Source organism: Pseudomonas parakoreensis, from assembly GCF_021602155.1.
GTDB classification, from domain to species: domain Bacteria; phylum Pseudomonadota; class Gammaproteobacteria; order Pseudomonadales; family Pseudomonadaceae; genus Aquipseudomonas; species Aquipseudomonas parakoreensis.
Genome location: NZ_BQHY01000009.1, coordinates 210,644 through 231,252, shown reverse-complemented (window position 1 = coordinate 231,252; position 20,609 = coordinate 210,644). Strand labels below are relative to the sequence as shown.

Below are 20,609 nucleotides of genomic sequence, written 5' to 3'. Positions count from 1 at the left end.
GCTCCTTATTTGCCCAGTTGTTCGGCCATTTCGGCCGAGCGGTGCGCGGCGGCGCCGAGTGCTTTTTCCACCAGGGCTTCGAAGCCATCAGCCTGGAATGATTTGATTGCAGCCTCTGTGGTGCCATTTGGCGAGGTCACGCGGCGGCGCAGTTCGGCGGCGTCGACATCGCTGGATACCGCCATGTGCGCGGCGCCCAGCGCCGTTTGCAGGGTCAGTTGCTCGGCGATTTCCTTGGGCAGGCCGAGTTTGACGCCGGCGGCGGTCATCGCTTCGATCAGCAGGAAGAAGTACGCCGGGCCGGAACCGGAGACGGCGGTCACGGCATCGAGTTGCTGCTCTTCGTCCAGCCACAGCGCAATGCCCACGGCGGACAGCAGCTCTTCAGCCTGCTGACGCTGTTCGGCAGTCACTTCGCTGGTGGCGTACAAACCACTGACGCCCTGACGCAGCAGCGCCGGGGTGTTCGGCATGCAACGCACGATCGGCTGCTCGCCGAGCCACGCAGTCATGCTCGCGCAGGTGATGCCGGCGGCGATCGATACCACCAGTTGATGCGGTTTCAGGCTTGGACGGATGGCTTCGCACACGGCTTTCATCGCCTGTGGCTTGACCGCCAGCACGATCACATCGACACCGTCGATGGCTTGCGCGTTGTCGGCGAAGGTTTCGATGCCGTGTTCGGCGCTGACGCGTTGGCGGGTTTCTTCACCTGGATCGCTGGCGCGGATGTGGCTGGCTTGCAGACCCTTGGCGCGCAGGCCGCCAATCAGACTGGCGGCCATGTTGCCGGCACCGATAAAGGCAATACGTGTGTTGCTCATGTCAGGTCCTTTTTCAGATGGCTGTCGGTCATTGCTGACCGTAATCTCTGGCACCAAACAGGGCGGTACCGATCCGCACCCAGGTGGCGCCTTGGGCGATGGCCGACTCGAGGTCGTGGCTCATGCCCATGGAAAGTGTGTCGAGCGGCAGATTCAGGCTGGCCTGCAAACGTTGTACGGCAGCAAAAGCGGCGTCTTGTTCGGCGCGATCTTCGGTCGGCTCGGGAATCGCCATCAGCCCGCGCAATTTCAGCCGGGGCAGGGTGCTGATGGCCTCGGCCAGCGCCGGCAGGTCGGCCGGGGTGCAGCCGGACTTGCTGGCTTCACCGCTGACGTTGACCTGAATGCAGATGTTCAGCGGCGGCAGCTCGGCCGGGCGCTGTTCGGACAGGCGTTGGGCAATTTTCAGGCGATCCACGGAGTGCACCCAGTCGAAATGCTCGGCGATAGCGCGAGTCTTGTTCGATTGAATGGGGCCGATGAAGTGCCAGATCAAGGGCAGGTCGGCCAGTTCGAGCTGTTTGCCCAAGGCTTCCTGCAGATAGTTCTCGCCAAAGTCACGCAGGCCGGCGGCGTAAGCTTCACGCAGGTCCTGCGCGGGTTTGGTTTTGCTGACCGCCAGCAACTGCACGCTGTTTTCACTGCGCCCGGCCGCTGCGGTGGCAGCCTGGATGCGCGAACTAACCAGTTGGATGTTGTCTGCTATCGTGGACATCAAGAGGCGCCGGCGGTCTGAAGGTTCGCGGCATTCTACTGGAATTGAGGGACGCTATGGATATCACTGAACTGCTGGCGTTTAGCGCCAAACAGGGCGCTTCCGACCTGCACCTGTCGGCCGGCCTGCCGCCGATGATCCGCGTTGATGGCGATGTGCGGCGGATCAATCTGCCGGCGCTGGATCACAAGCAAGTGCACGAATTGATCTACGACATCATGAACGACACCCAGCGCGTCGACTTCGAGAAACACCTGGAAACGGATTTCTCGTTCGAAGTCCCTGGCGTCGCGCGTTTTCGGGTCAATGCGTTCAACCAGAACCGTGGCGCCGGTGCGGTGTTTCGCACCATCCCGTCGAAAGTGCTGAGCATGGAAGACCTCGCCATGGGCGATGTGTTTCGCAAGATCACCGATGCGCCACGCGGGCTGGTGCTGGTGACCGGGCCGACCGGTTCCGGCAAATCCACCACGCTGGCGGCGATGATCGACTACCTCAACACCCATCGCCATCATCACATTCTCACCATCGAAGACCCCATCGAGTTCGTCCACGAATCGCGCAAATGCCTGATCAATCAGCGCGAAGTCCACCGCGATACCCGCAGCTTTGCCACGGCGTTGCGTTCGGCGCTGCGCGAAGACCCGGACGTGATTCTGGTGGGCGAGATGCGCGACCTGGAAACCATCCGCCTCGCACTGACTGCCGCCGAGACCGGGCATCTGGTGTTCGGCACGCTGCACACCACTTCAGCCGCCAAGACCATCGACCGGGTTGTCGATGTGTTCCCGGGCGACGAGAAGTCCATGGTGCGTTCGATGTTGTCCGAGTCGCTGCTGGCCGTGGTGTCGCAGACGCTGATCAAGAAGATTGGTGGCGGGCGGGTGGCGGCGCACGAAATCATGCTGGGAACGTCGGCGATCCGGAACCTGATCCGCGAGGACAAGGTGGCGCAGATGTATTCGGCGATTCAGACCGGTGGGTCGCTGGGGATGCAGACACTCGACATGTGCCTGAAGGAGCTGGTGACCAAGGGCTTGATCAGCCGCGAGCATGCGCGGGAAAAGGCGCGTACGCCGGATAATTTCTAAAGGCTGGATTACGCCTGTGGCGAGGGAGCTTGCTCCCGCTTGAGCGCGTAGCGCTCACAAGATTTTGTGGCTGCTGCGCAGCCCAGCGGGAGCAAGCTCCCTCGCCACAGTTGATCGTGTTTCAGCGCTGCACGACGCGCATCTGCTTGCCGCCCGGTTCTTTCGGCAGCACACGCTTGGCAACCACGTAATGCTGTTCCCAGTACGGCTTGTTCAGCGTATCGATGCTGACCGCTTTGCCACGGCGTGGTGCGTGGATGAAGCGGTCGTTGCCCAAGTAGATGGCAACGTGGTTGACCCGACGGCTCTTGATGTTGAAGAAAATCAGGTCGCCGGGTTTCAGGTCCTTGCGTTCGACTTTCTCACCATGCCCGCTGGCCATGGCGTTAGAGGTGCGTGGCAGGTCGAACGTGGCGTCGTTGAACGCATATTTGACCAGACCGCTGCAGTCGAAGCCTTTACTTGGGCTGCTGCCGCCCCAACGGTAGGGAGTACCGAGGACGTTCACCGCACGGCTCAGGACGTTGCTGCTTTCCTTGTTGGCCATCGGTGGCACCAGCTTGCCGTGACTCTTGCTGGCAAGCGTGGTGTGTTTCGTTTGTTTGCTGCTCTTGCTCGAAGGAGCCGAAGCATGGGATTTAGGGGTGAAACCGTTGACGTTGGGAAGACGTTGCTCACGATTGGTGGCGTGGGCGGCCAGTGGCATTAATAGGCAAATAGTTAGCCATGTCTTGAAAAATGGTCGCATTAGGCGTGGCTCTTAGGTGGTAGCGCGCAACTTTATAACAGCTTTTTTGTCCCTTCCGAGGCCGTTGGTCGATTCAATCGGGAGGCAACGGAACCAAACAAGCGGCAAATGGACGCGATTGTCCGACAGAAGTCCGGTGGTATAAGGCTTTGACGGACGACACAGTAACATTTGCCGTACGTCGGCTCCCTGTAAAAAAGTCACAAAGAATTAAAGAAAAATTTATCTATCGAGTGAATCGAGGTCTTCATGAACCGCTATCAGCAGGTCGCTGCACCGCAAGATACGCACAGCAAAATCATCGGTTATCTGCTGTGGATTTTTGGTTTCACGGGCGCTCACCGCTTCTATTACGGCAAGCCGGTGACCGGAACGATCTGGTTCTTCACCTTCGGTCTGCTGGGCATTGGCTGGCTGATCGACGTGTTCCTGATCCCGGCGATGGATCGCGAGGCGGATCTGCGTTTCACCGCAGGGCCGATCGAATACAACGTGGCGTGGATTCTGCTGACGTTCCTGGGCGTGTTCGGCGTGCACCGGATGTACCAGGGCAAGTGGATCAGCGGATTGCTGTATCTGCTGACCGGCGGGTTGTTCTTTATTGGTGTGCTGTATGACTTCTGGACCCTGAATGATCAGGTGTCGGTGCGCAACGCGCAGAATCGCGGCGCTTTTCAGTAACCTGTGGCGAGGGGATTTATCCCCGATGGGGCGCATAGCGGCCCTAAAACATTCAACCGCGGAGGAACTGAAATCACCGCGGTTGTAGATCGAGGGCTGCTGCGCAGCCCATCGGGGATAAATCCCCTCGCCACAATGTCCCTCAGCAGCCGGTTACGCCTGGTGGCTGATCCGCCCGTCCACCAGCGTATAGCGCACCACGCCCGGCAGGCTGTGCCCGAGGAACGGGCAGTTCTCGCCCCTCGACAGCCAGCTTTCGCCGGCCACGGTGGAGGCTTTCGGGTCGAACAGCACGATATCGGCCGCACCACCGACTTCCAGTTTGCCCGCCGGCAAACGCAGCGCGTCCGCAGGCCCAGTGCTCAGGCGCGCCAGCAGGGTCGGCAGATCCAGCAAGCCATCCTCGACCAGCGTCATCGCCAGCGGCAGCAGCAATTCAACACTGCTGATGCCCGGCTCGGTCGCGCCGAACGGCGCCAGTTTGGCGTCGCGCTCATGCGGCTGGTGATGGCTGGAGATCGCCGACACCACGCCGGATTTCACTGCCTCGCGCAGGCCGTCGCGGTCGGCACGGGTGCGCAGCGGCGGTTGCACGTGATACAGGCTGCTGAAGTCGATCAGCGCTTCATCGGTAAGGATCAGCTGATACAGGGCGACATCCGCCGTAACCTTCAAACCACGGGCCTGCGCCTGAGCGATCAGGGACACGCCGCGCGCGCTGGTCAGTTGGCTGAAGTGCGCGCGCACGCCGGTCTGCTCGACCAGCAGCAGATCGCGAGCGAGGGCCACGGTTTCCGCGGTTTCCGGAATGCCCGGCAAGCCAAGGAAACTGGCGACCGCGCCTTCATGGGCCAGACCGCCATCGGCCAGATCGTGATCCTGCGAATTGAAGATCACCGTCAGGTCGAAAGTGGCCGCGTAGTCCAGCGCCCGGCACAGGGTGCGGGTGTTGCGGAAACTCTCCAGACCGTTGCCGAACGCCACACACCCGGCGTCGCGTAGCGCCACCAGCTCTGCCAGCTGTTCGCCGTCCAGGCCTTTGCTCAGCGCGCCAATCGGAAACACCTTGGTGTTGCCGGCTTCGCGGGCGCGGTCGAGGATCAGTTCGGCCACGGCCGAGGTGTCGAGTACCGGTTTGGTTTTCGGCGGGCAGCACAGGCTGGTCACGCCGCCAGCCGCCGCGGCGCGGGTCTCGCTGGCGATGCTGCCTTTGCGGCTGTAGCCCGGTTCGCGCAGGGCGACGTTCAGATCGACCAGCCCGGGCGCGGCAACGAGGCCTTGAGCGTCGATGGTTTCAACGGCAGTGAAACCGGCGGGTGCGGCGCCGAAGGCGACGATCTTGCAGGCTTCAACGTGGATATCGGTGATTTGATCCAGGCCGCTGCTTGGATCGATGACGCGGGCGCCGAGAATGCTGAGCTTCACTGGGCGTTCTCCTGCTCGAATTGACGTTGCGCTGTTTGCCCGCTCATGGCCATGGACAGCACGGCCATGCGGATCGCGATGCCGTAGGTGACTTGATTGAGGATCACTGAATGCGGGCCGTCGGCCACCGCAGACTCGATTTCCACGCCACGGTTGATCGGCCCCGGGTGCATGACGATGCAATCGGGCTTGGCCCCGGCCAGACGCGCGGTGGTCAGGCCGAACAGGCGGTAGAACTCGCCTTCACTCGGCAGCAGGCCGCCGCTCATGCGCTCGCGCTGCAGGCGCAGCATGATCACCACGTCGACGTCCTTCAGGCCTTCGTTCATGTCGGTGTAGACCTTGACCCCGTACTGCTCGATGCCGATCGGCAGCAGGGTCTTCGGCGCGATCACGCGGATGTCCGGGCAGCCCAGGGTCTTCAGGGCCAGCATGTTCGAGCGCGCGACCCGCGAGTGCAGGATGTCGCCGACAATCGCCACCGAGAGGTTTTCGAAACCGCCCTTGTGCCGACGGATGGTGAGCATGTCGAGCATGCCCTGGGTCGGATGCGCATGACGGCCGTCGCCGCCGTTGATGATCGCCACCTGCGGGCAGACATGCTCGGCGATGAAATGCGCGGCGCCGGAATCACCGTGGCGCACGACGAACATGTCGGCGGCCATCGCTTCGAGGTTGCGCAGGGTGTCGAGCAGGGTTTCACCTTTGCTGGCCGACGAAGTCGACACGTTCAGGGTGATCACGTCCGCCGACAGCCGCTGGGCCGCCAGTTCGAAGGTGGTGCGGGTGCGGGTGGAGTTTTCGAAGAACACGTTGCACACGGTCTTGCCGCGCAGCAACGGGACCTTCTTCACCGCTCGGGCACCGACTTCGAGGAACGAGTCGGCAGTGTCGAGGATTTCCGTCAGCAACTCGCGGCGCAGGCCATCGAGCGAGAGGAAGTGGCGCAGCTGGCCCTGATCATTGAGCTGCAGCGGGCGCTTGGTATCTAGAGGCGTCATCGCGAGGGGGACTCTCAATAAGGGCGGGTTAGGAATTCAGGTCTTGCAGTTCGAGCGTCAGCGGTTCCGGGCCGGACAGCTTCACGCGCTCGTTGGCGGCCAGCGACAGCGTCGCGCCGACCACGTTCGGGCGGATCGGTAGCTCGCCGGCATCCAGGTCGAGCAGGCAGACCAGGGTCACGCTGGCCGGGCGGCCGTAGTCGAACAGTTCGTTCATGGCGGCGCGGATGGTCCGGCCACTCATCAATACGTCGTCGATCAGCACCAGATGCTGGCCTTCGATCTCGAAGGGCAGGGCCGACGGACGCACTTGCGGGTGCAGGCCGTTCTGGCTGAAGTCGTCGCGGTAGAAGGAAACATCCAGCGTGCCCAGCGGCGCGTCACTGCCCAGTTCCTTGAGCAGGGCCTGCGCGACCCAGATACCACCGGTGCGAATGCCGATGTAACGCGGCTCGCGGATATCACGCTGGGCAAGGTGCGCCTTGAGGCGGGTCGCCATCTGGCTGATCAGATCGGCGGGATTGGGCAGGCTCATGGTTGCTCCTTCTTGGGGCCGAGCCGGGTCCTTGGACGCGGCTCGGGTCGTAGCTCAAAAGAAAAGCGCCGAAGCGCTTGTCAGGATTCAAACAATGCAGTGTTTTCATCGAGCCAGCCCTGCAGCAGCAGAGCGGCGGCGATGGCGTCCACCGGGTTGTCGCGGTAACTGCCTTTCTGCCCGCCACGCACCAGTCGCTCACCCTTGGCTTCAAAGGTGGTCAGGCGTTCGTCATGGGTATAGAAGGGCACATTGAAGCGGCCATTGAGGCGGCGGGCGAATTTCTCCGCGCGCAGGCACATCTCGCTGGGCGTGCCGTCCATGTTCAGCGGCAGGCCGACCACCACGGCGTCGGGTTTCCATTCCTTGAACAGCGCTTCGACCTGATTCCAGTCGGGCACGCCGTTCTGCGCTTTCAGGGTGCACAGCTCGCGGGCCTGGCCGGTAATCACCTGGCCGACCGCAACGCCGATCTGTTTGGTGCCGTAGTCGAAGCCGAGAATCAGGCGCAGGGCCATCAGGCGTGCCCCGCCTGGCTGGTCAGCAGGCTGAGGTTGATCCCCAGGTGCCGTGCCGCCGCTTCCAGACGCAGCTCGCTGCTGGTGTTGAACAGGATGTCGGCGTCGTACGGGCAGGTCAGCCAGGCGTTGTCGGCCAGTTCAGCCTCCAGTTGCCCGGCTTCCCAACCGGCGTAGCCGAGGGTGATCACGCTTTTCGCCGGGCCCACGCCGTCGGCGATGGCGAACAGCACGTCCTGAGAAGTGGACAGCGCCAGATCACCTTCGAGCTCAACGGTGGCCTGAAAGGTCTTGCCGGCCGGGTGCAGGACGAAACCGCGATCAGTCTGCACCGGGCCGCCGATGAAAATCGGCACGTGCTGGCACAGCGCTGGCGGATCGATGTCCGGGCGCAATTGCTCGAGGATGTCAGCCAGATTCAGCTCTTGCGGTCGATTGACCACCAGCCCCATGGCGCCATTGGCCGTGTGCTCGACGATGTAGGTCAAGGTGTGGGCAAAGTTCGGGTCGGCCATGTGCGGCATGGCGATCAGGAAGTGATGCTTGAGGTAGCTGGGGCTGACGTTTTTCATGAGCGATAGTGTGGCGTTCAAGGGGCGAACTGACAAGCTGAGGATGCGTTGCGAATGGTCTGCCCGTCCCCTGTGGCGAGGGAGCTTGCTCCCGCTCGGCTGCGCAGCAGTCGTAAATCCCGATATCTGGGTGTATCTGAATAAATGCAGGGGGCCGCTTCGCAGCCCAGCGGGAGCAAGCTCCCTCGCCACATAAGCTTGCTTGGCGCTGGTCAGTTACTGGAGAGCTTGTCGCCCCGGGCGAATTTCCAGGTGCGGATGATTTCCAGTCGGTCGATATCCGACAGATCGCCGGTAAACGGCGCAAACGGTGCCGCCAGCCGGACGATGCGCTGCGCCGCCTGATCCAGCAGCGGCTGGCCGGAGGACTCCAGCACCAGCACTTCATACAGCGAGCCATCGCGGTTGATCGAAACCATCAGGCGCAGGTTGCCGTAAATCTGCTTGCGCCGGGCTTCTTCCGGGTAATTGAGGTTGCCGATGCGCTCGACCTTCTTGCGCCAGTCGTCCTTGTACCAGGCGCCCTTGTCGCGCATGGTCGAGGCCGCGCTCAAACGGTGAATGCGCGGGCGCTTGGCGTATAGCTGTTGTTCGTTGGCCAGTTCGGCTTCGAGGCTGGCGATGTCGCTGGACAGCTGCGAGCTGTCGAACGTCGGCGCGTTGACCGCAGGCTTGGTTTCGGTTTTGGTTTCTTCTTTCTTGGTCGGCGCCTTTTGCTGTTTCGGCGCCACGGTGGTCACCGCAGCCTTGGGCGCTGCTTCGCGCACTTCCGGCTTGGCGGCCGGTGGCGGGGTGACCTTCTTGACCTGGTTATCCTGGAACGGCGCGACCTCGGTGGTCTTGGGAATCGCCTTCTTGTCGAGGGTGCCGCTGCCTTCCTGGTTTTCCTGAGCGAGAAAATCCGCCTTTTTCGGCTTGGTTTCGCTCTTGAAGGTAGCGAGGGTGATTTCCAGGGTTTTACTGATCTGCTTGGGCTCGACCATGGTGAAGCCCACGCCGAGCAGCAGCGCCAAATGAATCAGCGCCGCCAGAAACAGGGTAAAGCCGAGGCGATCGGCCGGGCGCACGCCACGATGGGCGAGTTCTGCGGGCAGATCGGACGGGAGGGTCATGACAAGAAAACCAACATCGCGTTTTTCAGAGGCTGCGCATGATAACGCAATGTTGGTTTCACGCCTTGGGCTTCACGCTTCAAGCGACAGACTGCATGTGACGTGCATCAAGCTTGTGGCTTTTTGCCGGCGGCTTGCAGTTTCTTGTCGATCGCGTCCATCAGCATGCCGCCGATGTCGGTGCCGAACGCGTTGTCGATTTCGCGGATGCAGGTCGGGCTGGTGACGTTGATTTCCGTCAGGTGTTCACCGATCACATCCAGACCGACGAACAGCAAGCCTTTCTCACGCAGGGTCGGGCCGACTTGCGCGGCGATCCAGCGATCCTTGTCGGTCAGCGGCCGCGCTTCGCCACGACCACCGGCCGCGAGGTTGCCACGGGTTTCGCCGTGAGCCGGAATTCGCGCCAGGCAGTAATCCACCGGCTCGCCGTCGATCATCAGGATGCGTTTGTCACCATCGACGATGGCCGGCAGGTAGCCCTGAATCATGATCTGCTGCTTGCCGTGCAGCGTCAGGGTTTCAAGGATCACCGACAGGTTCGGGTGACCGGCGGTATGACGGAAGATCGACGAACCGCCCATGCCGTCCAGCGGCTTGAGGATGACATCGCCATGGTGGTCGGCGAATTCACGCAGCACGTCCGGACGACGGCTGACGATGGTCGGCGGCGTGCACTGCGGGAACAGCGTGGCGAACAGCTTTTCGTTGCAGTCGCGCAGGCTCTGCGGTTTGTTGACCACCAGCACGCCGGCGGTTTCGGCCTGTTCCAGCAGGTAGGTGGAGTAGACGAACTCCATGTCGAACGGCGGATCCTTGCGCATCAGAATCACGTCCAGGTCGCTCAGCAGGTTGTCCTGCTCGGCGTCCAGTTCGAACCATTTTTCCGGGTTGGCGAAGACTTTCAGCGGCTTCATGCGCGCCCGGGCCTGACCTTCGGCCTGATACAGGTCGCGCTGTTCCATGTAGAACAGTTCCCAGCCACGTTTCTGCGCGGCCAGCAGCATGGCCAGCGAGCTGTCCTTTTTATAGGAAATGCTGGCGATAGGGTCCATGACAATCCCGACGCGAACGCTCATTGGGTTTTCCTCGAAAATTGGCTACCGGATCGGTATTGAAAAAGTGCCGCCAGAGTGGCGCTGGCAGGGTTTTCGGTCAAGGAAAAACCCGTCGATAGATTGCATCTGGAGACTGTGCTAAAAAGGCTGGCATAGCGTGCTGGCCCTTGAGCATCAAGGGTTTCCAGCCATTACTCATCGCAAAACGGACAATTTGATTCGCAAAGGCGACGGTAGAGCCCCCTTATGGAACAGCAGTCCAGCGCCTTGAAGGTCATGGTGATCGACGACTCGAAAACGATTCGTCGCACCGCCGAAACGCTGTTGAAGAATGTGGGCTGCGAGGTCATCACGGCCATCGACGGCTTCGACGCGTTGGCCAAGATCGCCGACAACCACCCCGGTATCATTTTTGTCGACATCATGATGCCGCGTCTGGATGGTTATCAGACCTGCGCTTTAATCAAGAACAACAGTGCGTTCAAGGCCACGCCAGTGATCATGCTGTCGTCGCGTGACGGACTGTTCGACAAGGCCAAGGGGCGCATTGTCGGTTCTGATCAATTTTTGACCAAGCCTTTCAGCAAGGAAGAACTGCTCGACGCGATTCAGGCCCACGTTCCGGGCTTTGCCGCCGTTTTGCCGCAGTAAGACACGTACAGTGACGCTCGGCCAGCGGGCCGGGAGTCGACAAGAAAAATGGGGAAGACCATGGCACGTATCCTGATCGTCGATGATTCGCCGACTGAAATGTACAAACTCACCGGCATGCTGGAAAAGCACGGCCATGAAGTGCTCAAGGCCGAAAACGGCGCCGACGGCGTGGCCTTGGCCCGTCAGGAAAAACCCGACGCGGTGTTGATGGACATCGTCATGCCCGGCCTCAACGGTTTTCAGGCCACCCGCCAGTTGACCAAGGATGCCGAGACCAGCCATATCCCGGTGATCATCATCACCACCAAGGATCAGGAAACCGACAAGGTCTGGGGCACCCGCCAGGGCGCCAGGGATTACCTGACCAAACCGGTCGAAGAAGACATGCTGATCAAGACTCTGAACAACGTGCTGGCCGGTTGATCGCGCGACCATGAGCGAATCGCTGACCGCGTTCGAACTGCTGTGGCAGATCGACCAGCGCTGCCGCCTGCTGGCGGCGGACCTGCCGTCGCAACCCGGCCGCCAGGATCGCTGGAGCGGCATCGGTTTTCGCCTCGGCGAGCACTGGTACGTGACGCCGATGGGTGAAGTCAGCGAAGTGCTGCACGAACCACGCTGCACTCAATTGCCCGGGGTCAAACCATGGGTCAAAGGGGTGGCTAACCTGCGTGGGCGCTTGCTGCCGATCATGGACCTGTGCGGCTTCTTCGGCCACGAGCTGTCACCGCTGCGCAAACAGCGGCGGGTGTTGGTGGTGGAGCACAACGACGTGTTCGCCGGGCTGCTGGTGGATGAGGTGTTCGGTTTGCAGCACTTCGAGCAGGACAGCTTCGAACCGATCTCGATCAGCAAGCGCCAGGGTTCCAAGGCCGAGTTCGTCAAAGGCTATTTCCGGCGCGAGCAGAACTGGCGGGTGTTCAGCCTGTTTGCGCTGGCCAGGTCGCCGGTGTTCATGAGCGTCGCGATTTAGTCGAAACACCACCCAAACCTGTGGGAGCGGGCTTGCCCGCGATGGCGTCAGATCAGTCGCCATAGATGTCGGATGTGCCGGCCTCATCGCGGGCAAGCCCGCTCCCACAGGGTTTTCGGTGAGCTTTAAATGGCGCGGGAATAGGCGAGGACCGATGACAAAAGCAAAAACAGGCAAGTCGGCAGAAGGGTCGCGCAGTCGTTCGCAGATCATCGTGCTGTTCATCGCACTGATCGTGTTCATCATGCTGCTGTTCGCCAACTTCGCCTACCTCAACACCCAGGCCAACTACGACAAGCAGTACATCGGCCACGCCGGTGAGCTGCGGGTGCTGTCGCAACGCATCGCCAAGAACGCCACCGAAGCCGCCGCCGGCAAGGCTGCCGCGTTCAAGCTGCTGAGCGATGCGCGCAACGATTTCGCCCAGCGTTGGGGTTATCTGAAGAAGGGCGACCCGGCCACCGGTCTGCCGCCTGCGCCGGCCACCGTGCGCCCGGAAATGCGCGCGGTGCAGCTGGATTGGGAACGCCTGCTGAAAAACACCGACGCGATTCTCTCCAGCGAACAGACCGTGCTCTCGCTGCATCAGGTCGCCGCGACCCTGGCCGAAACCGTGCCGCAGTTGCAGATCGAATACGAAAAAGTCGTCGAAATTCTCCTGCAACGCGGCGCCCCGGCGGCGCAAGTGGCGATGGCCCAGCGTCAATCGCTGCTGGCCGAACGCATCCTCGGCGCGGTCAACACCGTGCTCGCTGGCGACGAAAACTCGCAGCAGGCCGCCGACGCTTTTGGCCGCGACGCCACTCGTTTCGGCCAGGTGCTCAACGGCATGCTGCAGGGCAACCCGACCCTGAAAATCAGCCAGGTCGAAGACCGCGATGCCCGCGCACGCCTGAGTGAAATTTCCGAGCTGTTCCAGTTCGTCTCCGGCTCCGTGGACGAAATCCTCGAAACCTCGCCGGAGCTGTTCAAGGTCCGTGAATCGGCGAGCAACATCTTCAGCCTGTCGCAGACCCTGCTCGACGAGGCTTCACACCTCGCCAGCGGTTTCGAAAACCTTGCCGGCGGACGCAGCACCGACACCATTGGCGGCTACGTCCTGGGCTTGCTGGCACTGGCCTCGATCATCCTGATCGGCCTGGTCATGGTCCGCGAAACCAACCGCCAGTTGCGCGAGACCGCCGAGAAGAACGAGCGTAACCAGAACGCGATCATGCGCCTGCTCGACGAGATCGAAGACCTCGCCGACGGTGACCTGACGGTGACCGCCTCGGTGACCGAAGACTTCACCGGGACCATCGCCGATTCGATCAACTACTCGGTCGACCAACTGCGCGATCTGGTCGCCACCATCAACCTCACCGCCGGCCAAGTGGCTGCCGCCGTGCAGGAAACCCAGGCCACCGCCATGCACCTGGCCCAGGCCTCGGAACATCAGGCGCAGCAGATTTCCGAAGCCTCGACGGCGATCAGCGACATGGCTCAGTCGATCGATCAGGTCTCGGCTAACGCCGCTGAATCCTCGGCGGTGGCCGAGCGTTCGGTGGAAATCGCCAACAAGGGCAACGAGGTGGTGCACAACACCATCCATGGCATGGACAACATCCGCGAACAGATTCAGGACACCGCCAAACGCATCAAACGCCTCGGCGAGTCGTCGCAGGAAATCGGCGACATCGTCAGCCTGATCGACGACATCGCCGACCAGACCAACATCCTCGCGCTCAACGCGGCGATTCAGGCCTCGATGGCGGGGGATGCCGGACGCGGGTTTGCCGTGGTTGCCGACGAAGTGCAGCGGCTGGCCGAGCGCTCGTCCGCCGCCACCCGGCAGATCGAAACCCTGGTGCGGGCGATTCAGACCGACACCAACGAAGCGGTGATTTCCATGGAGCAGACCACCACCGAAGTGGTGCGCGGCGCGCGACTGGCGCAGGATGCCGGGGTGGCGCTGGAAGAAATCGAAGGGGTATCGAAGACCCTTGCCGCGCTGATCCAGAGCATCTCCAACGCGGCGCAGCAGCAGACCTCGTCGGCCGGGCAAATCTCGCTGACGATGAACGTGATCCAGCAGATCACCTCGCAGACTTCGTCTGGCTCGACCGCCACCGCCGAGAGCATCGGCAACCTGGCGAAGATGGCCAGTCAGCTGCGCCGTTCGGTATCCGGTTTCACCTTGCCGTCGGCGTCCGCGACGGACAAGGCGTGAGTGGAGTGGTTATGGGTGACCGGCACGACTATGTGGCCCTCGAATGGGTCAAGGGTGAAATTGCCGAAACGCTGAAGCAGGCGCATCAGGCGATTGAATCCGTGCTCGATGACCCGCAGGCCGCGCCGGGCCTGGACGAGTGCCTGGCGTTTATTCATCAAGTGCATGGCAGTTTGCAGATGGTCGAGTTCTACGGCGCGGCATTGCTGGCCGAAGAGATGGAGCATCTGGTGGACGCCCTGCAGCAAGGGCGCGTCAGCCACCGCGACGAAGCCCTGCACTTGTTGCTGCAAGCCCTCGGGCAATTGCCGATTTACCTCGATCGGGTGCAGAGCGCCCGCCGCGACTTGCCGTTGGTGGTGCTGCCGCTGATCAACGATCTGCGCAGTGCGCGCGGTGAAAGCCTGCTCTCGGAAACCAGCCTGTTCAGCCCGCCACTGCCGGACTTGCCGCCGTTGAGCGAGGAAGCCTTGGCCGCGCTGGAGCCGGCCGAGTGGCCCAACGTACTGCGCAAGTTGCGCCAGATGTTGCAAATGGCGCTGGTCGGGTTGCTGCGCGAGCAGGATGACCAGACGCACCTCGACTACCTGGCGAAAGTCTTCCAGCGCCTCGAAGCGCTGAGCGCCAATGCGCCGTTGAGCCCGTTGTGGCAGGTCGCTTCAGCGCTGGTCGAAGGCATGCGCGAAGGCGCCATCGCCAACAGCCCGGCCTTGCGCAGCCTGTTCAAGGACGCCGACAAGGAACTCAAGCGCCTGCTCGAACAAGGCCCGCGCGGCCTCAATCAGCCGCCTCCGCCGGAGCTGCTGAAAAGCCTGCTGTTCTATATTGCCAAAGCCGAACATCCCACCGGGCAGATGCTGACCATGAAAGATCGCTACTCCCTGGACGACGCGTTGCCCGACAGCGCGATGGTCGACGAAGAACGCGCGCGCCTGGCCGGCCCCGACCGCGATGCGATGCGCTCGGTGCTGGCGGCGCTGTGCGAAGAGCTGGTGCGGGTCAAGGAGCGCCTCGACCTGTTCGTGCGCAGCGACCGTCAGCACACCGCTGATCTGGAGAGCCTGCTGGCGCCGCTGCGGCAGATCGCCGACACCCTCGCGGTGCTCGGTTTTGGCCAGCCGCGCAAAGTCATCATCGATCAACTGGCGGTGGTCCTCAGCCTGGCTCAGGGCCAGCGCGAGCCGAATGACGCGACCCTGATGGACGTGGCTGGCGCGCTGCTCTACGTCGAAGCCAACCTCGCCGGCATGGTCGGCACCGTAGAGCCGGAAAGTCCCGAAGACGCGCGCCTGCCGACCACCGACCTGACACAGATCCATCAGATCGTGATCAAGGAAGCGCGCATCTGCCTGCAACAGGCCAAGGACATGATCGTCGATTACATCGACGCCGACTGGGATCGCCAGCAACTGCAACCGCTGCCGGAGTTGCTGACCCAGGTGCGCGGCGCGCTCGCGATGATTCCGCTGAGCCGCGCGGCGAGTCTGGTCGAGGCCTGCAACAGCTTCATTCGCGAACACCTGCTGCTCGATCCGCATGAGCCGGGCTGGCAGCAACTGGATCACCTCGCCGACGTCATCACCAGCCTCGAGTATTACCTCGAACGCCTGAGCGACGACCCGCAAGCGCCGAATGAACAACTTTTGGATGTTGCACAAAAGAGCCTCGCCAGCCTCGGTTTCTTTCCTGACGAGCCTCCCGGCGAACCTCACGTGCCGTTGCTCGACGATGTCCTCAGCCCCAGCGAAGCGCTGGTGATGCAGGACCTGCAGGCGCTGGACGATCCGCAGACCGTGCAGTCGCTGGCCGAGGTGCTGGCCAGTCCGGTATCGGCAGTCAACCCGCCGGCCTTGATCACCCCCGGCAGCCTGATGCCGCCGCCGCTCGATGAAGCACCGGTGGACGATGAACTGCGCGAAGTGTTCCTCGAAGAGACCGACGAGGTGCTCGAAGTCCTGCACGAATACCTGCCGCGCTGGACGGCTGACACCCACGACCGCGCCGCCCTGACCGAGCTGCGCCGCGCTTTTCACACCTTGAAGGGCAGCGGGCGCATGGTTCGTGCGCTGATCCTTGGCGAGCTGGCCTGGGCCGTGGAAAACCTGCTCAACCGCGTGCTGGAACACAGCGTCGAGCCCGGCGCGCAGGTGCAGCAGTTGCTCACGGACACGGTGTTGTTGCTGCCGGAACTGATCAGCGAATTCGCCACTCAGCGCCAGCGGCAGCGCAGCGATGTCGATCAACTGGCGGCCCGCGCGCATGCGCTGGCCAAAGGTGTCGAGCCGCTGGCGGCCGAAGACGTCGACGATGTGGCGGCCCTCGATCCGCTGTTGCTGGAGATCTTTCGCAACGAGGCTGAAACCCACCTCGCCAGCCTCAACCGCTTCCTCGATCAGGCTGCCGAGCATGTGCCGCTGCCGGCCAGCGACGAATTGCAGCGCGCCTTGCACACGCTCAAGGGCAGTGCGTCGATGGCCGGCGTGTTGCCGATTGCCGAACTGGCCGCGCCGCTGGATAAGCTGGCGCGGGAGTTCAAGGCGCATCAGTTGCCTCTGGATCTGGATGAAGTGGAATTGCTCCTCGAAGCCGAAGGCCTGTTCCGCGTTGGTTTGCGCCAGCTCAAGCACGATCCGCTGGCGCCGATTGTCGGTGCGCAGTCGCTGATCAAACGCACCGAAACGCTGCTTGCCGAACGTCTGGAAGCGATCCTCAGCGCGCCCAATACCGGCCTGCGAATCAAGCGCGATCCGCAACTGATCAACAACTTCCTCGCCCAGGGCATGGACATCCTGCTTGACGCCGAAAGCCTGTTGCAACGCTGGCAGCAACACCCCGGCGAGCGCCAGGAACTCAGCGCGCTGCTGGATGAGCTGAGCACTTTGGGCGAAGGCGCGCACCTCGCCGATCTGCTGCCGGTGGATGTGTTGTGCGAAGCCTTGCTCGACCTCTACGGCGCGGTCGAAGAAAGCAGCCTGGCGGTCAGCGACAGGTTTTTCCACGAAGCGCAGAACGCCCATGAAGCGCTGATCAACATGCTCGACGAACTGGCTGCCGGCCAGGAAATTACCCCGCAGCCGCAGCGCATTCGTGCCTTGCACGAGCTGCTCGATGAAAGCCTCGACCCGTCAGCGATGGGGCTGATCCGCAGCGATGGCAGCCGCACCTTGAACATCAGCGAACTGGGTGCCGCCACCGCCGAACTGTCCCGCACCAATACCGAGACGGCGCCGGACGACGAGATCGTCGAGATCTTCCTCGAAGAAGCGGTGGACATTCTCGACAGCGCCGGGCAAGCCTTGCAACGCTGGTTGAGCGACCCGGACAACGCTGCACCGCTGTCGTCGTTGCAGCGCGATCTGCACACGCTCAAGGGCGGTGCGCGGATGGCCGAGGTCGATGCCATTGGCGATCTGGCCCATGAGCTGGAAGGCCTTTATGAAGGGCTGGTGGATCGTCGCTACAGTCACAGCGAAGCGCTGGGCCGCTTGCTGCACAAGGGCCATGACCGCCTGGCCTTGTTGCTGGAGCAGTTGCAGGCGCATCAACCATTGCGCCCGGCGCAGGATCTGATCGAGACGCTCCGCCAGTTCCGCCAGGGTGCCGCCGGCACTGCCGAAGCGGCGCCACCGACGGCTGATTCCGACAGCGCGGCGCATGATCCGGAGCTGCTGGACATCTTCCTCGAAGAAGGTTTCGACATCATCGAAAGCTCCGGCGCGGCGCTGCTGCGCTGGCAGGCCGAGCCAAGCAATCGGCAGGAAGTGGAAACCCTGCTGCGCGATCTGCACACCCTCAAGGGCGGCGCGCGGATGGTCGAGATCGGCCCGATCGGCGACCTCGCCCATGAGCTCGAATTCCTTTACGAAAGTCTCGCCACCGGCGTGCTGCAGCCATCTGCCGAACTGTTCGCGCTGGTGCAGCGCGGGCATGACCGCCTGGCGCAGATGCTCGACGGCGTACGCGCCGGGCAGCCATGCCCGCCGGCGGATCGGCTGATCAACGCGATCCAGAATTTCAGCCATCCGGCGACCCCCGACACGCCGCCGTTGCTGCCGATTCCGGCCAAGACCGAACCTGCCGCACCCGCCGCCGATGCTGGCGCGGACATGGTCAAGGTCTCCGCCGAACTGCTTGATGAACTGGTCAATCTGGCCGGCGAAACTTCGATTTTTCGTGGGCGTATCGAGCAGCAGGTCAGCGATGCGCAAACCGCGCTGAACGAGATGGAAACCACCATCGAGCGCATGCGCGATCAATTGCGCCGGCTCGATACCGAAACCCAGGGACGGATTCTCAGCCGCCAGCAAGTCGATGCTGAACGCCTCGGTTACGAAGAATTCGACCCGCTGGAAATGGATCGTCACTCGCAGTTGCAGCAACTGTCGCGGGCGCTGTTCGAATCCGCTTCCGACCTGCTTGACCTCAAGGAAACCCTTGAGCGCCGTAATCACGACGCCGAGAACCTGTTGCAGCAGCAGGGGCGGATCAATACCGAATTGCAGGAAGGCCTGATGCGCACGCGCATGGTGCCGTTCGAACGGATGCTGCCGCGCCTGAAACGTATCGTGCGGCAGGTCGCCGAAGAGCTGAACAAGGACGTCGCCTTCATCATCGACAACGCCGAAGGCGAGATGGACCGCAACGTGCTGGAGCGCATGGCGGCGCCGCTGGAACACATGCTGCGCAACGCCGTCGACCATGGCCTGGAGTCAGCCGAAGTGCGGCTGGCGGCGGGCAAACCGGCGCAGGGCACAATCAGCCTGGACTTGTCCCGCGAGGGCGGCGACATCGTTTTCGATATCCGTGACGACGGCGCCGGGGTGCCGCTGGACGCGGTGCGGCGCAAGGCGATCAAGCGTGGCCTGCTCGCACCGGACGCCGAGATCAGCGACCGCGACGTGCTGCAGTTCATCCTGCAGCCGGGCTTTTCCACCGCGGAAAAGATCACCCAGATTTCCGGGCGCGGCGTCGGCATGGACGTGGTTCATGAGGAAGTCCGGCAGCTCGGCGGCACCATGAGCATCGACTCGGTGCCGGGGCAGGGCGTGCATTTCCGCATCCGTCTGCCGTTCACCGTGTCGGTCAACCGCGCGCTGATGGTGCAGTGTGGTGAGGATCAATATGCGATTCCGCTGAACACCATCGAAGGCATCGTCCGGGTGTTGCCGAATGATCTGGAAGCGCACTACCGCAACGATCCGCCGAGCTACCACTACGCCGGCCAGCGTTACGAGTTGTGCTATCTGGGCGAGCTGCTGAAAACCGCGCCACGCCCCAAACTGCTCGGCCAGAGCCTGCCATTGCCGGTGCTGCTGGTGCAGTGCAATGACCGGCACATCGCGGTGCAGGTCGACGCGATGGCCGGCACGCGCGAGATTGTGGTCAAGAGCCTCGGCCCGCAGTTCGCGGCGGTGCAAGGGGTGTCCGGGGCGACGATTCTCGGCGATGGCCGGGTGGTGCTGATTCTTGATTTGCTCGCACCGATCCGCGCGATGCAGGCGCGGATCGCCCAGCATCCGGCGCAGGCGGACATCGACAGCGAACCGCAGAAACCCCTGCTGGTGCTGGTGGTCGACGACTCGGTCACCGTGCGCAAGGTCACCAGCCGTTTGCTCGAACGCCACGGCATGAACGTGCTGACCGCCAAGGACGGCGTCGATGCCATGCTGCTGCTGGAAGAACACATGCCCGACCTGATGCTGCTCGACATTGAAATGCCGCGCATGGACGGCTTCGAAGTCGCCACCCAGGTGCGCCACGACGAACGTCTGCAGCACCTGCCGATCATCATGATCACCTCGCGCACCGGGCAGAAACACCGCGACCGTGCGATGGCCATCGGCGTCAACGACTACCTTGGCAAGCCGTATCAGGAATCGGTGCTGCTCGAAAGCATTGCCCACTGGAGCAAGAAACATGCATGAGCGCCGCCACAACGCGCGCACCAGCCAACTCACCGGCCTGCTGCTGCCGCTGGCCGACCGCAACCTGATCCTGCCCAACGTCGCCGTCGCCGAGCTCATCGACTATCAGGCCAGCGCCTTCGACCTGGACACGCCGCCGTGGTACCTGGGGCGGGTGAGCTGGCGTGAACGGCAGATTCCGCTGCTGAGTTTCGAGTCGGCGTGCGGGCAGAAAATCGTCATCGGCGAACGCGCGCGGATCGTCATCCTCAATGCCCTTGGTGGGTTGCCGCAGCTGAAATTCATCGCGCTGCTGGTGCAGGGGATCCCGCGTTCATACAAGCTCGACAGCCAGTTGAGTTATGTCGATGTGCCGTTGTGTGCGCTGGAGCAGGCGGCGGTGCAGGTCGGGGAACAGGTGGCCAAGGTGCCGGATTTGTTGGGGTTGGAGCAGTTGTTGGTGGAGGCTGGGCTGGTTCACTGAGTTAGAGTTTTGTGGTGCTTTGACTGGCCTCATCGCTGGCAAGCCAGCTCCCACAATGTCCGAGTCGTATTCGGATTTTGTGAATCACACAAAACCCTGTGGGAGC

At 62.5% G+C, this 20,609-nt stretch carries 18 protein-coding genes; 8 read left to right on the top strand and 10 right to left on the bottom strand.

What is annotated here, in order from left to right:
* Positions 1–5: 5 nt before the first annotated feature.
* On the bottom strand, positions 6–824 hold the full coding sequence (proC, locus tag L6D63_RS16300; RefSeq protein ID WP_047297136.1) for a pyrroline-5-carboxylate reductase: 819 nt from the start codon (positions 822–824) through the stop codon (positions 6–8).
* Between the two features lie 28 nt (positions 825–852).
* Positions 853–1,539, bottom strand: coding sequence for a YggS family pyridoxal phosphate-dependent enzyme (locus tag L6D63_RS16295; protein WP_095668099.1), 687 nt, complete (start codon positions 1,537–1,539; stop codon positions 853–855).
* A 56-nt stretch (positions 1,540–1,595) separates the two neighbouring features.
* Between L6D63_RS16295 and L6D63_RS16290 the strand changes: the two genes are divergently transcribed.
* On the top strand, positions 1,596–2,630 hold the full coding sequence (locus tag L6D63_RS16290; protein ID WP_041063525.1) for a type IV pilus twitching motility protein PilT: 1,035 nt from the start codon (positions 1,596–1,598) through the stop codon (positions 2,628–2,630).
* Positions 2,631–2,751: 121 nt separating this feature from the next.
* On the opposite strand, the gene L6D63_RS16285 is transcribed toward L6D63_RS16290, so the two are convergent.
* Positions 2,752–3,378 (bottom strand): C40 family peptidase, encoded by a 627-nt coding sequence (locus L6D63_RS16285; RefSeq protein WP_108184091.1) that lies wholly within the window; start codon positions 3,376–3,378, stop codon positions 2,752–2,754.
* A gap of 249 nt (positions 3,379–3,627) precedes the next feature.
* Between L6D63_RS16285 and L6D63_RS16280 the strand changes: the two genes are divergently transcribed.
* On the top strand, positions 3,628–4,059 hold the full coding sequence (locus tag L6D63_RS16280; RefSeq protein ID WP_007964113.1) for an NINE protein: 432 nt from the start codon (positions 3,628–3,630) through the stop codon (positions 4,057–4,059).
* A gap of 153 nt (positions 4,060–4,212) precedes the next feature.
* On the opposite strand, the gene L6D63_RS16275 is transcribed toward L6D63_RS16280, so the two are convergent.
* The 7 genes from L6D63_RS16275 to gshB form a co-directional block, all read right to left on the bottom strand.
* On the bottom strand, positions 4,213–5,484 hold the full coding sequence (locus tag L6D63_RS16275) for a dihydroorotase (protein ID WP_131670620.1): 1,272 nt from the start codon (positions 5,482–5,484) through the stop codon (positions 4,213–4,215).
* Complete coding sequence (locus tag L6D63_RS16270) at positions 5,481–6,485, bottom strand: aspartate carbamoyltransferase catalytic subunit (protein ID WP_041063517.1); 1,005 nt, start codon at positions 6,483–6,485, stop codon at positions 5,481–5,483. Before L6D63_RS16270 ends, L6D63_RS16275 begins: the two co-directional genes overlap by 4 nt.
* A gap of 28 nt (positions 6,486–6,513) precedes the next feature.
* On the bottom strand, positions 6,514–7,020 hold the full coding sequence (gene pyrR / locus L6D63_RS16265; protein ID WP_121187653.1) for a bifunctional pyr operon transcriptional regulator/uracil phosphoribosyltransferase PyrR: 507 nt from the start codon (positions 7,018–7,020) through the stop codon (positions 6,514–6,516).
* 80 nt (positions 7,021–7,100) lie between these two features.
* Entirely contained in the window at positions 7,101–7,538 is a 438-nt protein-coding gene (gene ruvX, locus L6D63_RS16260) for a Holliday junction resolvase RuvX (protein ID WP_003229101.1), read from the bottom strand.
* Entirely contained in the window at positions 7,538–8,110 is a 573-nt protein-coding gene (locus tag L6D63_RS16255; protein ID WP_011336368.1) for a YqgE/AlgH family protein, read from the bottom strand. The genes ruvX and L6D63_RS16255 overlap by 1 nt, the downstream gene beginning before the upstream one ends.
* Positions 8,111–8,322: 212 nt before the next feature.
* Positions 8,323–9,222, bottom strand: a complete 900-nt coding sequence (locus L6D63_RS16250; protein WP_007964106.1) for an energy transducer TonB — start codon at positions 9,220–9,222, stop codon at positions 8,323–8,325.
* 107 nt (positions 9,223–9,329) lie between these two features.
* Entirely contained in the window at positions 9,330–10,301 is a 972-nt protein-coding gene (gene gshB / locus L6D63_RS16245; RefSeq protein ID WP_095668102.1) for a glutathione synthase, read from the bottom strand.
* Positions 10,302–10,526: 225 nt separating this feature from the next.
* Between gshB and pilG the strand changes: the two genes are divergently transcribed.
* The 6 genes from pilG (at position 10,527) to L6D63_RS16215 (ending at position 20,503) form a co-directional block, all read left to right on the top strand.
* Positions 10,527–10,931, top strand: coding sequence for a twitching motility response regulator PilG (gene pilG / locus L6D63_RS16240; protein ID WP_041063509.1), 405 nt, complete (start codon positions 10,527–10,529; stop codon positions 10,929–10,931).
* 60 nt (positions 10,932–10,991) lie between these two features.
* Positions 10,992–11,357 (top strand): twitching motility response regulator PilH, encoded by a 366-nt coding sequence (gene pilH / locus L6D63_RS16235; protein WP_047297146.1) that lies wholly within the window; start codon positions 10,992–10,994, stop codon positions 11,355–11,357.
* A gap of 10 nt (positions 11,358–11,367) precedes the next feature.
* Entirely contained in the window at positions 11,368–11,907 is a 540-nt protein-coding gene (locus tag L6D63_RS16230; RefSeq protein ID WP_047297131.1) for a chemotaxis protein CheW, read from the top strand.
* A gap of 154 nt (positions 11,908–12,061) precedes the next feature.
* On the top strand, positions 12,062–14,116 hold the full coding sequence (locus tag L6D63_RS16225) for a methyl-accepting chemotaxis protein (RefSeq protein ID WP_131670619.1): 2,055 nt from the start codon (positions 12,062–12,064) through the stop codon (positions 14,114–14,116).
* An 11-nt stretch (positions 14,117–14,127) separates the two neighbouring features.
* The gene (locus L6D63_RS16220) at positions 14,128–20,040 is read left to right on the top strand and encodes an Hpt domain-containing protein (RefSeq protein ID WP_131670618.1); all 5,913 of its coding nucleotides are present in this window, start codon (positions 14,128–14,130) and stop codon (positions 20,038–20,040) included.
* Complete coding sequence (locus L6D63_RS16215; RefSeq protein ID WP_027610587.1) at positions 20,033–20,503, top strand: chemotaxis protein CheW; 471 nt, start codon at positions 20,033–20,035, stop codon at positions 20,501–20,503. Before L6D63_RS16220 ends, L6D63_RS16215 begins: the two co-directional genes overlap by 8 nt.
* Positions 20,504–20,609: the final 106 nt, after the last annotated feature.